Source organism: Haloferax sp. s1, assembly GCF_058382125.1.
Map to the genome: position 1 here is coordinate 1 of NZ_JBZRPK010000656.1, position 12284 is coordinate 12284.

17 protein-coding genes are annotated in these 12284 nt (G+C 61.4%); 5 read left to right on the top strand and 12 right to left on the bottom strand.

Annotated features, from left to right (window positions below; genetic code table 11):
- Positions 1-276: Zn-ribbon domain-containing OB-fold protein (locus QT222_RS15210; RefSeq protein WP_491477658.1), on the bottom strand; the 276-nt coding region annotated here is incomplete at its 3' end.
- Positions 276-1442 (bottom strand): thiolase domain-containing protein, encoded by a 1167-nt coding sequence (locus QT222_RS15215; protein WP_004057425.1) that lies wholly within the window; start codon positions 1440-1442, stop codon positions 276-278. The genes QT222_RS15215 and QT222_RS15210, both read right to left, overlap by 1 nt.
- Positions 1443-1581: 139 nt before the next feature.
- Here QT222_RS15215 and QT222_RS15220 point away from each other — a divergent pair, with 139 nt between their 5' ends.
- Together QT222_RS15220 and QT222_RS15225 are read left to right on the top strand one after the other, a co-directional pair.
- Entirely contained in the window at positions 1582-2889 is a 1308-nt protein-coding gene (locus QT222_RS15220; protein ID WP_004057424.1) for a M28 family peptidase, read from the top strand.
- Positions 2890-2985: 96 nt separating this feature from the next.
- Positions 2986-3756, top strand: a complete 771-nt coding sequence (locus QT222_RS15225; RefSeq protein ID WP_491477659.1) for an NAD(+)/NADH kinase — start codon at positions 2986-2988, stop codon at positions 3754-3756.
- Between the two features lie 155 nt (positions 3757-3911).
- On the opposite strand, the gene QT222_RS15230 is transcribed toward QT222_RS15225, so the two are convergent.
- From QT222_RS15230 to QT222_RS15265, 8 genes are all read right to left on the bottom strand, one after another.
- A complete protein-coding gene (locus tag QT222_RS15230) occupies positions 3912-4355 on the bottom strand; it encodes a DUF7313 family protein (protein WP_004057422.1) in 444 nt (147 codons plus the stop codon).
- Positions 4356-4488: 133 nt separating this feature from the next.
- Positions 4489-4770: a DUF7314 family protein gene (locus tag QT222_RS15235; protein ID WP_004057421.1), complete on the bottom strand. Its 282-nt coding sequence runs from the start codon at positions 4768-4770 to the stop codon at positions 4489-4491.
- Entirely contained in the window at positions 4763-5152 is a 390-nt protein-coding gene (locus QT222_RS15240) for a DUF7315 family membrane protein (protein ID WP_004057420.1), read from the bottom strand. Before QT222_RS15240 ends, QT222_RS15235 begins: the two co-directional genes overlap by 8 nt.
- Positions 5153-5191: 39 nt before the next feature.
- On the bottom strand, positions 5192-5956 hold the full coding sequence (locus QT222_RS15245; RefSeq protein ID WP_004057419.1) for a cytochrome b family protein: 765 nt from the start codon (positions 5954-5956) through the stop codon (positions 5192-5194).
- A gap of 10 nt (positions 5957-5966) precedes the next feature.
- A complete protein-coding gene (locus tag QT222_RS15250) occupies positions 5967-6761 on the bottom strand; it encodes a cytochrome b (protein ID WP_004057418.1) in 795 nt (264 codons plus the stop codon).
- A 3-nt stretch (positions 6762-6764) separates the two neighbouring features.
- Positions 6765-7160 (bottom strand): DUF7318 family protein, encoded by a 396-nt coding sequence (locus QT222_RS15255; protein WP_004057417.1) that lies wholly within the window; start codon positions 7158-7160, stop codon positions 6765-6767.
- The gene (locus QT222_RS15260) at positions 7160-7807 is read right to left on the bottom strand and encodes a halocyanin domain-containing protein (RefSeq protein WP_004057416.1); all 648 of its coding nucleotides are present in this window, start codon (positions 7805-7807) and stop codon (positions 7160-7162) included. Before QT222_RS15260 ends, QT222_RS15255 begins: the two co-directional genes overlap by 1 nt.
- A gap of 87 nt (positions 7808-7894) precedes the next feature.
- On the bottom strand, positions 7895-8725 hold the full coding sequence (locus QT222_RS15265; protein ID WP_491477660.1) for a DUF7319 domain-containing protein: 831 nt from the start codon (positions 8723-8725) through the stop codon (positions 7895-7897).
- A gap of 185 nt (positions 8726-8910) precedes the next feature.
- Between QT222_RS15265 and QT222_RS15270 the strand changes: the two genes are divergently transcribed.
- Entirely contained in the window at positions 8911-9393 is a 483-nt protein-coding gene (locus QT222_RS15270; protein ID WP_004057414.1) for a DUF7321 family protein, read from the top strand.
- Between the two features lie 76 nt (positions 9394-9469).
- Here QT222_RS15270 and nth read toward each other — a convergent pair whose 3' ends face one another.
- Entirely contained in the window at positions 9470-10153 is a 684-nt protein-coding gene (gene nth / locus QT222_RS15275) for an endonuclease III (protein ID WP_004057413.1), read from the bottom strand.
- A gap of 122 nt (positions 10154-10275) precedes the next feature.
- Here nth and QT222_RS15280 point away from each other — a divergent pair, with 122 nt between their 5' ends.
- Positions 10276-10410, top strand: a complete 135-nt coding sequence (locus tag QT222_RS15280) for a hypothetical protein (RefSeq protein WP_004057412.1) — start codon at positions 10276-10278, stop codon at positions 10408-10410.
- A gap of 94 nt (positions 10411-10504) precedes the next feature.
- Here the strand turns inward: QT222_RS15280 and pan1 are convergent, their stop codons facing one another.
- Entirely contained in the window at positions 10505-11722 is a 1218-nt protein-coding gene (gene pan1, locus QT222_RS15285) for a proteasome-activating nucleotidase Pan1 (RefSeq protein WP_491477661.1), read from the bottom strand.
- Positions 11723-11893: 171 nt separating this feature from the next.
- Between pan1 and QT222_RS15290 the strand changes: the two genes are divergently transcribed.
- Positions 11894-12163 (top strand): MarR family transcriptional regulator, encoded by a 270-nt coding sequence (locus QT222_RS15290; RefSeq protein WP_004057410.1) that lies wholly within the window; start codon positions 11894-11896, stop codon positions 12161-12163.
- Positions 12164-12284 lie beyond the last annotated feature (121 nt).

The window sequence follows — 12284 nt, forward strand, 5'->3', positions numbered from 1 at the left end:
GTCGCGGACGACGCCGGTGAGTTTGACAGCACCGAACGAGACGACGGCTGTCACGTACGGGGCTTCGTCAGCGAAGTTCGGCGCGGGGACGTGCACCTCGGTGAAGGTGACGACTTCGCCCGTCTCCGGGAGCGGTTCTTCGGTTAGTTCGGATGCGCCGCAGTGCGGACAGGTTCGCCGCGGCGGCAGCGACCCGTGGCCGTCGGGACAACCGAGATAGTATCCCTCACCGTCTCCGATAGCGACCATCCACTCGTCGTATCCGGTGTTCGCCATCAGTCCATCACCTCCAGGACGTGGACGACAGCACTTGAAACGGTTCCGCCCGCGTTGTGGGTGATGCCGATTTGGGCGTCCGAGACGGCGTCGCTGTTCGCGTGGTCACCGCGCAGGAGCTTCGTCATCTCGACGAGTTGTGCGGTTCCCGTCGCACCGACCGGGTGGCCCTTCGCCTTGAGTCCGCCCGAGAGGTTCACGGGGAGGTCGCCGTCACGGGTTGTCTCACCACGGGCGGCCGCACCGATGCCCTCGCCGTGTTCGTAGAGGCCGAGCGATTCGAGCGCCAGCACCTCGGCGATAGTAAAGCAGTCGTGGACTTCGGCCACGTCGACGTCGTCCGGCGAAATCCCGGCGTCTGCATAGGCCTCGTCGGCGGCTTTCGTCGCCGCGGGCGTCCGGGCGAGGTATTTACGGTCTTGTAGAGCTGCCTTGTCGCCTCCTTGTCCCGTCCCGGTGACGGTAACAGGCGCGTCGAGACCGTGCTCCTCGGCGTAGTCGTCGCTGACGAGGACGATAGCGCTCGCACCGTCGGTGATGGGACAGGCGTCGTAGAGGCGCAGCGGGTCGGCGACGACGGCGCTTTCCATCGCGTCGTCGAGGGTAATCTCGCGGTGGAACTGCGCGTACTCGTTGGGCATCGCGTTGGCGTGATTCTTCACCGCGATGTGGGCGAGGTCTTCGGTGTCCCCGCCGAACTCGTTGAAGTAGGCGCGTGCCATGAGCGCGTACGCGCCGGGGAATGTGACGCCCGCGCGGACCTCGAACAGTTCGTCGGCGGCGATGGCGAGTGACTGCGTCACTTTGGCCGTTCCGAGGTTGTTCATCCGTTCCATCCCACCGGCGAGGACCACGTCCGCACCGCCGCTTCGAATCGTCTGGACGGCCTGTCGGAAGGCGACACCGGCCGAAGCACAGGCTTGTTCGAACCGAGTTGCGGGACATTCAAGCCCTGCGGCTTCGGCCATGACTGGACCTTGGTGGCCCTGTTGCTCTGCGAGTTCACCCATGAAGTTGCCGTAGTAGATTCTCTCGTAGTCGTCCCGAGAGACGCCAGCATCCTCACGGGCGGCGAGGGCCGCCTCGGCGAACAGGTCGCGGCCGGTCCGGTCGGGGAGATTCCCGAACTTAGTTAGTCCAACCCCGGCGATTCGTACGTCCTTCATGAACGAATGTACGTGATAGATAGGCCTTGAACCTGCCGAACGAGGGCGACTGCCGTACCAAGGCGTCATACCCTCGCCGTCAGCCGGTCGCACCTTCCGTCACCGCAATTATTACCACCGCATCGGGAGACGAATCACTATGAGCGACTGGATTGGTGACACGTTCACGAGTGAGGTTGGTTGGGAGCACCTTGAGACGCTGGTCGATATCGGCAATCGGATGGCTGGGTCACCCGGCGAACGCGAGGCACTGGAAGCAACGCGTGACGCGCTCGAACGCGTCGGCGCGCGTAACGCCCGAATCGACCCCTTCGAGATTCAGGGCTGGGAGCGCGGCAACAGCGCCATCTACGCCCACGATACGACGCAGGACTGTATCGCACTGCCGCGCAGCCCCGCCGGAACCGCCTCTGGCGAACTGGTCGACCTCGGGTATGGACTTCCCGAGGACTTCGACCGCGACCTCTCGGGGAAGGTCGTCGTCGTCTCATCGACCGTTCCGGACCACTACGACCGGTTCATCCACCGCCGCGAGAAGTACTACTACGCAGTCGAGGCCGGTGCGGCAGGATTCGTCTTCGCCAACCACGTCCCCGGTCAACTCCCGCCGACGGGGAGCGTCGGCACCGCCGAAGCGCCCATCGGAGACATCCCCGCAGTCGGCGTGAGCAAGGAAGTCGGCGCACGACTCGGCCGCCGGTTCGAAGGCGACGAAGTGACGCTCGACGTAACCTGTGAGGCACCCGCCGCCGACAGCGGTAACGTCCACGCCGAACTCGGTCCCGACACCGACGAGGAAGTGCTCGTCACAAGCCACCTCGACGCCCACGACATCGCCGAGGGTGCGATGGACAACGGCGCGGGCACCGCGATGGTCGTCGAACTCGCCCGCGCACTCGCCGCCCGCGAAGGCGAACTCGAAACGCGCGTCCGGTTCGTCTGCTTCGGCGCGGAGGAAGTCGGTCTCGTCGGCTCCGAATACGAGGCCGACCGACTGGGTCCAGACCGCTCGAACGTGAAGGCTATCGTCAACAACGACGGCGTCGTCGCCGGGCGGACGCTGAAGCTTCATACCCACGGCTTCGACGAACTCGAAGACGCCGCAGAGACCGTCTCTGAGCGGTTCGACCACGACATCTCGACGATTCCCGAGCAACTCCCGCACAGCGACCACTGGTCGTTCGTCGCCTACGGCATCCCCGCGTACATGGTCGGTAGCGAGAAAGAGGGTCGCGGCCGCGGGTGGGGCCACACCCACGCCGACACCATCGAGAAACTCGAATCACGGACGCTCCGCGAGCAGGCTATCCTGCTGACGGAACTCACCGTCGAACTCGCACGCGCCGACCGCGAGGTTCCACACGCCGACCCCAACGACATCGCAGCGGCGCTCGAAGCCGAAGATAAGGCCGAGGGGATGAAAGTCACCGGCGACTGGCCCTTCTGAGTCGGTTCCTGTCTTCAGACGCGAACCACGAGTGCTTTTATTCGGGGCGGCGTAGCATGGCACGATGCTACGGGGGCTCTCCGGAGGTGGACGACGATGAAATTCGCGGTCGTCGGTGACGAGTCAGTCGGCACCGCGGTTCGAGACGCCGGAGCGACGGTTGTCCCGCTGGATGACGCCGAAGACGCCGATGCCGTTGTCGCAGTCGGCGAAGCGTCGGTTTCGGCAATCGCGCTCGATTCGACCTGGGACTGCCCGGTCTTGCCCGTCGACTGCGGGATGCCGTGGTCGGTTCCGCACCGGCGACTCGAAGCGCACCTCGCTCCGATTCTTGCGGGCGAGGGACGTGTCGTCGACTACCCGACACTCTCGGTTCGTGTCGAAGGCGACCACGCCGGGCGCGCGCTCTTCGATGCGATGCTCGTCACGAGCGAACCGGCGCACATCTCCGAGTACGGTGTCGCTCATGCGAGCACAGCCGTTCCCTTCTCGGCCGGGGTGGACGACGACAGCGTCGACGACAGCACGGTTGTATCTGACGATGACGATACAGATGACGTGTGGACGCCTGTCGACGAGTTCCGCGCTGACGGCGTTGTCGTCGCAACACCGCTCGGGAGTTCCGGCTACGCGCGAGCAACAGGCGGAGCGGTCGTGGGACCAGACGCTGGCGTAGCCGTCGTCCCCGTCTCGCCGTACGCGACCCAGAACGATTCGTGGGTCTTCCAGCCGCCACTCCGTCTCACGGTCGAACGTGACGACGCACCGGTCTCACTCGTCGTCGATACCGAAGTCGCTCGCGAAGTTGCCCCCTTCGAGTCCGTCGTCGTCGAACGAGACGACACGGTGCCGCTGCTCCTCGGATAAGTCGGATTCTACCGTCCTTCGTTCGCTACTGCCGCGTTTCATGTCGATACTCCCAGTGAGCCGCGGTACTCGGCACTGTCAAAAGACGTGTCCCTCGTGGTAGTTTCGAGTCTATCTCGGGGGCGGCGCTGAGAAGATGGAGCGTCGAGGCCGTCTTAGATGACGGCGTTCCAGACGTCCGCGATAACGAAGAAGAGGCTCTGGTACGCGGCGTACAGGAACACGAGAACCGACGCGGCGAGCGAGCCGTTCGGTCGGTCCAGCGAGCGGCCGTTCCGGGCTTCGACCTTGCGCGCTTCGAACTCGAAGAAGTCGGTGACGAACAGTCCGATGACCAGCACGGAAAGCACCATGCCGCCGTGCGGTTCAACGAGCAGGAACAGGAACGAAGCCAAGACGAGTCCAACCGTCGTCAGGATGTGTGGGATGTACCGTGAGACTGCTTCGTCACCATCTTTCGCTGCCTGTTGGACGTGTGCCCGGTGGGCGAGGAAGCGTGTCGCGAAGTTCGCGAGCACGAACGCGAGTGCAACGTGCGCAATGACCGGTTCGACCGCCAACAACTGGTCAAGCGGGACGAGGAACTGTAGTGGTTGCATACAGGACCGTCGGAGCGAGACTCATTAGAGTTTTTCCAATCCGATTCGGAACGGGGCTGCCGAAGTAGCCACTATCGTGGGGGGTATTTTACTGGTCACGTACCGAAACGAGAAGAGAGAGCGTGCGCGAGTGTTACTGCGCGTTACGCCGTTCTTCCAGTGCCGACATTACCTGACGGCCTGCCGGAATGAGAATCCAGAAGGTGAGTGCACCGAGGATTGCGAACCAGAGAAACACGTCCATCAGGGCAACGGCCATCTGGTTGAAGATTCCCTCGCTCGCTCCGGATGACAGCGGCTCAATGAGCTGCTTCGTACTCTCGAAGCTGCCCGTCCGGTACCACGACGCGAGCACCATCCACGCGAGGCCGGAACCGGATAGGATGCCCAGCCCCTTGATGAATTCGTCAGCCATTGTTCGAATCTTCACCGGAGTCCTCTTGAGACTTTCCCATTCCTTGGGCGCGGAAGCGAGTCCCGAGGATGTACACGAACGTCCCGAATGCGATGACTGCCAACCCGACGACCGCAAGCCCCGTACTCAAGAGCCCATTCGAAATGCTGAGACCGAGCGCGCTGAACGCGTTCGAGATGACTGCCCGAAGGGCGCTCACTTGCAGGGTCGCGGCATCGAGGAAGACGAATCCGAGAACTACGCTGACGACGGCGATAAGTGTCGAAAAGACGGTAATCGTCTTGTAGAGCCGCATGGGGACGACGATGTCTCGTCGGCCGCGCCGACCCCGTCGCGGTTGGTCGGCGTCACCAGTTCGACTGGTCGCGTCGCTATCTGTCATTAGCTATCCTAAGAAGGGACGATTGGTAGTGGTTCCGCTCTACTTCGGCGGACGGAGCCGGTAGTAGCGGCGGTTGAGGTCGTACATGTAGCCCTCGCGCATCGTCTTGAGCACCGCGTAGGTGACGGTGCCGAAGACGACCGGCAAGAGGAACGTCAGGTCGAACAGCAGGTCGACGTTCATCGGCATGAGGTTCTTAATTGCCAGCAGCGAGAGCGTCAGTGCGAAGACCACACCGAAGACACCCACGGCCGCCCAGAACGGCTGTTCGACGGGACGCCGTGCGGACCCCTTGTTGAGGAAGGGGGCGATAGCGATTGCGCCGACAACCACACCGTTTGCGAGCACACCGTACGTCCGGTCGGCCATCAGCTTCTGGCCGCCGAGGATGGCAAGTTCGGGGTTCAGCGAGTTCAGCTTGAGCAGGCCGAACGACCAGTAGAGATACCAGTCGGGAAGGATGATTTCCGGCGTGTTCGACGGGTTCGCTGGTGCGCCGATGTGCGGCGGCATCGTCGCCGAGAGGAACAGAATCATCCCGACGAAGAACGCGCCGATAGAGAGGTTCCGGACGGTCTCGTGTGGCCACGTCGGGAACGCCAGTACGTCACGTTCCACGTAGTCGGACTCCGTGCGGAGGTCCTGATCTTCACGACGTGCGCGCTCGAAGTACTCGTAGGTGAGCCGGGACAGCCCCGTCTTGCGAGCCTTACGCTCGCTCCACGTGGGCGTCTCGTTGTCCGGGGCTACGATACCCGTGCCGTCGGTTCGAATCTCCTTGTTTTCGGGTTCGTTGTTGCTCATGTGTGTCACCTCAGTGCGGCTCCGCAATGCCCTGCACCCACACGATGCCGATGTGGATTGCGATGAGTGTCGTCACGACGAACGGGAGCAGGAACACGTGGATGATGTACATGCGTTGGAGCGTCGATTGACTCAGCGTGAAACCGCCGAACAGGAGCTGGGCGACCCATTCCCCGGCAAGCGGGACGGCCCGCGCCATCTCGACACCGATCTGACCGGCCCAGAAGGCGAGTTGGTCCCACGGGAGAAGGTATCCCGTGTACCCGAACACCATCGTCAGGCTAATCAGAACGATTCCGAGCAGCCAGTTCAGCTCGCGGGGTTCCTTGTACGACCCCGTGAAGTAGACACGGAGCATGTGCAGGAACACGGCTGCGACCATGACCTGTGCCGCCCAGCGGTGGACGGAACGGAGCATGAAGCCGAACTGCAGGTCGCGCATGATAAACTCGATCTGGCTGTAGGCTGTGGTCGGGTCACCGGTCGTTGCGGGGGAGTAGTAGAACCCAAGAAGGGCCCCACTTATCGCCGCAACGACGTACGCGAGCGTAGAGAACAACCCGAGTGTGTACAGTGGGTACCAGTACCAGAACTTGTTGTCGAGGTTGTACTGCTCGGTGTGACTCTTCGGCATCTGAAGGTTGACTCGGTAGTAGAGCGTCTCCAGAAGCTCGAGATAGTCGACGATGCGGAATCGCTTATCCAGCCAGATGAGCGTGGTAAGGAAGGTTGCCTCGATAGGTGTGAGGTCCTTCTTTTTCATCCAGGCCTTGTGGTCGTATTCGTCTTTGCGTTCGAGACTCATTGTTTATCGCTTGTAGTAGGGGTACACCGCGCGCTTGACCTGTTCCCACGCACCGCCGCCGCTGCCGTCGAAGGAGACACCGTCGACGTCTTCCTCGCGGACGTAGAGGTCTTCCCACTTGCGACGCCGCTTTTTGACGATCATGACGTCGGGGAGGAACTCCTTGCGGTACAGTGCGAGAATGAACGCGAGGTCCACGAAGATGACGGCGAGGACGCCGCCGAGGAACATGTTACCCGTGTCCGTCAGCGCCCACCCGGAGACGAATCCGTAGGTGAAGAGGAACACGAAGACGACCTCGATAATCGTCAGGAGGACGATTGCAATGGCCGCCGCGGTACTCTCGCGTGCCGGTTCGTATCGGTGAATGTCGCCGTATGTGCTTCCGGTTGAGGACATTATTCGCCACCTCCAGTGTTACCCGTATTGGGTGATTCGCCGTACTTCAGGATGAAGAACGTGTAAATGATGGTGACGAGAATCCCGAGGATAGTCGCCGAGCCGACCCAGTGGGCCTGAATCGGAACGCCAAGTTCGTGGAGTTCCTTTGCACCACCGCCGCCGACTTCGAGGGTCGCAACATCGCCGCCGACGGCGACTGCGCCGAGCATGCCGAGCGTCTGGTGCGGGGAACAGTAGTACTTCGAGATGCCGGCGTCACCCTCTTCGAAGGTGTACTCGTAGGTGGTGCCAGCCTCCTTCACGGGCGCACCAGAGTCGAGGCTCGCGGGGCCCTCTTCCATCTTGACGTTGTGGCCGCCACCTTCGCCAGTCCATTCCCACGTTACGGTCGTACCGGGGTCGATCCAGATGCCTGCCGGTGAGAACGCGAGGTTACCACTGTTGCCAGCGGCACCCACCTTGACGGTGACCTCTTTGTTGCCGCGGAGGTCCTTGTAACCTCCATCGACGCCGTCGAGATAGCCACCAAAGTCGGGTTTTACCTGCGCTCCACCGCCGCCTTCCTGCGCAGCGGCGGTCCCGGCGGCAGCGGTCGCGGCTGCTGTCGCACCGCCAGCCGTTCGGAGAAACTCCCGCCTTTTCATACGGTCGTTCGTCAGGATGGGATGCGCTTAAACCCACCGACTATGCCGTCACGGAGGGGGTTTTGCACACTCCGACGACGACCATTACTACCCCTCAGAACTGAGGGGTTCACCGTCTGGACCCTCGACGAGTGGCGTTGTCGTCCCGTCGCCGTCAAACGTCGGTACGAACTCCGGACGCGTGCCGTCTTCGACGCCGATTTCGCGGAGGCGGTCGCGGTACTCCTCGGCCCGGAAGCGGTCGGAGAGCCGAGCGTTCGCTACCACGACAAAGAGGAAAATACCGATGACGAGGAAGCCGAGACCGGCGACCGGCGCGATAATCGTCTTCGGTTTAGGGAGAAGCGGCCACGACGCGATGAGGGCGATTCCACCGATTACCTGCCCGAACGCGACGATCTGGAGCATCAAGTTACCGAAATCGCCGGTCCCCTGTGCAACCTCGTCGGGGGCAGGGAGTCGGACGGTCGACGGCGCGTCGTTCACGTCGAAGTCGTCCATCGAACAGAGCGCGACGGTCGGTTTCACGTCCCGCAGAACGGTTCCCTCACCCTCGACGCTCCCATCGGGGTAGACGACTGCATACCCCTCGTCGGAGTACGCGAGGATGCGCTGCTTACCGTTCTCGGTCACACGTTCGAGAATGGCGAAGATCTCACGAATTGCGATTCGGTAGCGAAGCTCCTGCTCGACCCGTTCGAGCAGTTCTTCGCCGACAATCCACGAATCCGGGTCGAACGCCGCTTCCCACTCTTCGGCGGTCATCTTCGCCATGTCCGCCGGCCCGAAGTTGTCGAAGTCGTACTTCGACTCTACTTCTTGCCGCAGAGTCTCGAGTTCGTCCTCGGACACCGCAGCGTCGGCATCCGCGTCCGGGGACGGTGTGTCGTCGGCCGGGGCGGAAGACGAATCTGGCATCGCCACGCTGTAGGGACCACGCCGGTAAACGTGTTCCGACCCCGAATTGCTCGGGGATGTTGGTCTAGCGCTCGAATGGGATTGGTGGCAGTTCGTCACTCGAATGGGCTCAGAAGTGGTCCGGCGCTCGAACGGTGTCGGCGCGCATCGGTCCCTTTACGCCATCCGCGACCTAACGGCGTGCGATGGCAGACGAGACAATCCTCGCCACGCTCGCCGCGATTACCGTCACGGCCAGCTTTCCCTTCTACATCTACGGCGCGTGGATAATGATCGACACCGAAATCGTGTCGTGGGACGTGCTCGTCTACCACCTCAAGATAATCTTCCCCGGTCTCGTGTTGAATACGATTCCCGTCGTCACGTGGATGATTCCCCGACTGTTCGAGCAACTGGGCGGGGTCAGCGCACTTCACGCAATCCTCGGGTTGCAGGCGTACGCGATGCTCGTGCTCGCGCTCACGGGTATCGTCCGTATCTTCCAAGCCAAATGGAACGCGAATCTGTATCACGACCCGGACCAAGACGTATCACTCGACGACCTCCACGAAAACATGGGTGCGTGGCGCGGTCGACTTCGGGTTGGTGTGTTCGGATACGTTATCTTCTGGATTCTCGCGTGGCTTCTCGGCGTGTACCGGTACGTGACGGGCTACATTCTGGTCTGAGTCGTGTCTCGGTACGTGATGAGCGTCCGAACAGCGTGGGGATGCGCGAGAATAAGACAGGAGCGTACGCGTGTCTTCACCACGCCTCGCCGCTGGCGAGGTCGACTTGGTGTTCGAGTTTCGAGGACGGACAGATGTCTTCGAGTACGCAGACGTCGCAGTCGGGGTTACGCGCGCTACAGACAGCGCGACCGTGACTGATGAACAGATGGGTGAGCTGCTGCCAGTCCATCTCGGGGACGACGGGCATGAGGTCCGTCTCGATTCGCTTGGGGGACTCCTCTTCCGTCAGGCCGAGTCGGCGCGAGAGTCGCTGGACGTGTGTGTCCACGACGATGCCTTCGACGATGTCGTGACCGTGTTGGAGGACGACGTTTGCGGTCTTTCGACCGACACCGGCGAGATCGGTGAGTTCGGACATGGTGTCCGGCACCTCGCCGTCGTGTTTCTCGATAATATCGGAACACGCGCTTCGAATGTACTTCGCCTTGTTGTTGTAGTAGGTGATGGAGTTGATATCCTCGGCCAACGCCTCTTGTTCGGCGTTCGCGTAGTCTTCGGCGTCATCGTACTTCTCGAACAACTCCGCTGTAACCTTGTTGACGCGCTCGTCGGTGCACTGCGCGGAGAGCATTACGGCGATGAGGAGTTCGAGTCGGTTCGAGTAGTTTAGTGAGATGGTCGTATCGGGATACTCCTCGTACAGACGGTCGAGGACCTCCTCGGCTTGCGCCTCACGAGTGTCGAGTGGCGTGCCCATACCTCCGGGTTCGACCCAGTCGGTTTCAGTCGTTCGGGTTACGGCCGACGATTCGGTGCTACTCCGAAACCCATTGTGTAGAAGACCAACGATTTATCATCCACGACTGCGAGCGAACGAGCATGTCTGTGCTCGAACTCCCCGGTCGGCGTGAAGCGTGGTTGACCGCGGCCGCGACGCTCGTCAGCTACGGTCTCATCCTCGTGGCAATGTTCGTCGTGTTGTTCGTCCTGCCGTATCTCGCGTTCTCCGCGTAGTCCAGCCGAATTTCACGCGTCGTCACTCGCGATTCAAGTCGGTTAAAAAACGAAATTGGGGGTCGAATCGACGACGAAAGCGGAACTGCTCGCGTTATGCGAAGGCGCGTGAGATGTCCGTCTCGTCCGCTGCTTCCTGCTGAATCTTCTCCCAAGCGTCGAGGAAGTCCTGCATGTAAATCTCCGTGCGGTCGTCGCGGATGGCGAACATCCCGGCTTCCGTACAGATTGCCTTGATGTCGGCACCGGAGGCGTTTTCGGCCATCTCGGCGAGTTCCACGAAGTCCACGTCGTCGGAGACGTTCATCTTCCGCGTGTGAATCTTGAAGATGATTTCGCGGCCGTCCGCGTTCGGCTTGGGCACCTCGATGAGGCGGTCGAACCGGCCGGGACGAAGGATAGCGGGGTCGAGCATGTCGAAGCGGTTGGTCGCCGCGATAATGCGGATGTTCCCGCGTTCGTCGAAGCCGTCCATCTCGGCGAGCAGTTGCATCATGGTCCGCTGGACCTCGGCGTCGCCGGAGGTCTTCGAGTCGGTCCGTTTGGACGCGATGGCGTCGATTTCGTCGATGAAGATGACGGCGGGTTCGTTCTCGCGGGCGACCTCGAACAGGTCGCGGACGAGTTTCGCGCCCTCACCGATGAACTTGTGCACCAGTTCGGAGCCAGCCATCTTGATGAACGAAGCGTTCGTCTGGTTGGCGACGGCCTTCGCGAGCATCGTCTTCCCGGTCCCCGGCGGGCCGTAGAGAAGCACGCCGGACGGTGGGTCGATACCCACCTTCTCGAACATCTCGGGACGGTCGAGCGGCATCTCGACGGTCTCTCGGACCTCTTGCATCTGTTCTTCGAGTCCGCCGATATCCTCGTAGGTGACCTCGGGGCTGTGTTCGACCTGCATGACACGTGCCCGGACGTCGGTCTCCTTGTCGAGTCGCTTCACGATAGAAAGCGAGTTGTTCACGGCGACACGCGCGTCGGGTTCTAACTCCTCGCGCATCTCGTCTGTCACCTCGGTGAGGGCCTCTTGGTTGTTACCGTGTTGCTTGATGATGACCCCCTCGTCGGTGATTTCCTGAACCGTCGCAACGAAAAGCGGCGACTGCTTGAGCTTCTTGTTTTCGTGGGTAAGCCGCTCAAGCTTCTGCTGATACTTGTTGTTCTCGGCGTTCGTGTCGAGGAGTTTGTCGCGCATCTCCTCGTTTTGTGTTTCGAGAACTTCGAGCCGCTCTTGAAGGGCGGTAATCTTCTCCTGCTGCGACGCCGAATCCTTATCATATGGAAGGTCGACGTCGTCCACAGTGTCGGTCATCATCCGGGATAGGGTGTAGGTTCATAAGAGGCTTCGGGTGTGTGAGGGATTCACCGCCTATGAAGCGTCTCCACGGGGGATGGCGAGTCTGACGTGCGTCACATAAATTCCTACCAGTAATAAATTCGGATAGTAAATATTATCTAATAGCATTCCATGGTGTCTGGTACGATGAGCACCACCGAAGCAGTCGAACGCAAGTCCGAACCCCAGTCTGACGACCGGTGGGAGACGGTTCGAGACATGCCCCCGAGCGCGAAATTAGTCGCGAAGATACTCGATTACGAGGATACGCTCACCCAGAGCCAAATCGCCGAAGAGTCGCTTCTCCCACCGCGGACCGTTCGGTACGCCCTCTCACGTCTCGAAGACGAAGGCGCTGTCGACTCTCGGTTCTCGTTTTCGGACGCGCGGAAACGACTCTACACGCTGAAGCTTTAAATCCGAGTACGGGACCACGGCGACGTATGACTGACCCCGTCGCCGTCGGCCGCGCACTCAAAGCACTCGCCGATTCCGACGCACCTCGAGAGCCACAGCCACCAACTGATGTTGTTGCCGC

Bases quoted from the DNA above. Each gene is read 5' to 3' on its own strand.
- QT222_RS15215 (WP_004057425.1), bottom strand. From the start codon at position 1,442: ATGAAGGACGTACGAATCGCCGGGGTTGGACTAACTAAGTTCGGGAAT.
- QT222_RS15220 (WP_004057424.1), top strand. From the start codon at position 1,582: ATGAGCGACTGGATTGGTGACACGTTCACGAGTGAGGTTGGTTGGGAG.
- QT222_RS15225 (WP_491477659.1), top strand. From the start codon at position 2,986: ATGAAATTCGCGGTCGTCGGTGACGAGTCAGTCGGCACCGCGGTTCGA.
- QT222_RS15230 (WP_004057422.1), bottom strand. From the start codon at position 4,355: ATGCAACCACTACAGTTCCTCGTCCCGCTTGACCAGTTGTTGGCGGTC.
- QT222_RS15235 (WP_004057421.1), bottom strand. From the start codon at position 4,770: ATGGCTGACGAATTCATCAAGGGGCTGGGCATCCTATCCGGTTCCGGC.
- QT222_RS15240 (WP_004057420.1), bottom strand. From the start codon at position 5,152: ATGACAGATAGCGACGCGACCAGTCGAACTGGTGACGCCGACCAACCG.
- QT222_RS15245 (WP_004057419.1), bottom strand. From the start codon at position 5,956: ATGAGCAACAACGAACCCGAAAACAAGGAGATTCGAACCGACGGCACG.
- QT222_RS15250 (WP_004057418.1), bottom strand. From the start codon at position 6,761: ATGAGTCTCGAACGCAAAGACGAATACGACCACAAGGCCTGGATGAAA.
- QT222_RS15255 (WP_004057417.1), bottom strand. From the start codon at position 7,160: ATGTCCTCAACCGGAAGCACATACGGCGACATTCACCGATACGAACCG.
- QT222_RS15260 (WP_004057416.1), bottom strand. From the start codon at position 7,807: ATGAAAAGGCGGGAGTTTCTCCGAACGGCTGGCGGTGCGACAGCAGCC.
- QT222_RS15265 (WP_491477660.1), bottom strand. From the start codon at position 8,725: ATGCCAGATTCGTCTTCCGCCCCGGCCGACGACACACCGTCCCCGGAC.
- QT222_RS15270 (WP_004057414.1), top strand. From the start codon at position 8,911: ATGGCAGACGAGACAATCCTCGCCACGCTCGCCGCGATTACCGTCACG.
- nth (WP_004057413.1), bottom strand. From the start codon at position 10,153: ATGGGCACGCCACTCGACACTCGTGAGGCGCAAGCCGAGGAGGTCCTC.
- QT222_RS15280 (WP_004057412.1), top strand. From the start codon at position 10,276: ATGTCTGTGCTCGAACTCCCCGGTCGGCGTGAAGCGTGGTTGACCGCG.
- pan1 (WP_491477661.1), bottom strand. From the start codon at position 11,722: ATGACCGACACTGTGGACGACGTCGACCTTCCATATGATAAGGATTCG.
- QT222_RS15290 (WP_004057410.1), top strand. From the start codon at position 11,894: ATGAGCACCACCGAAGCAGTCGAACGCAAGTCCGAACCCCAGTCTGAC.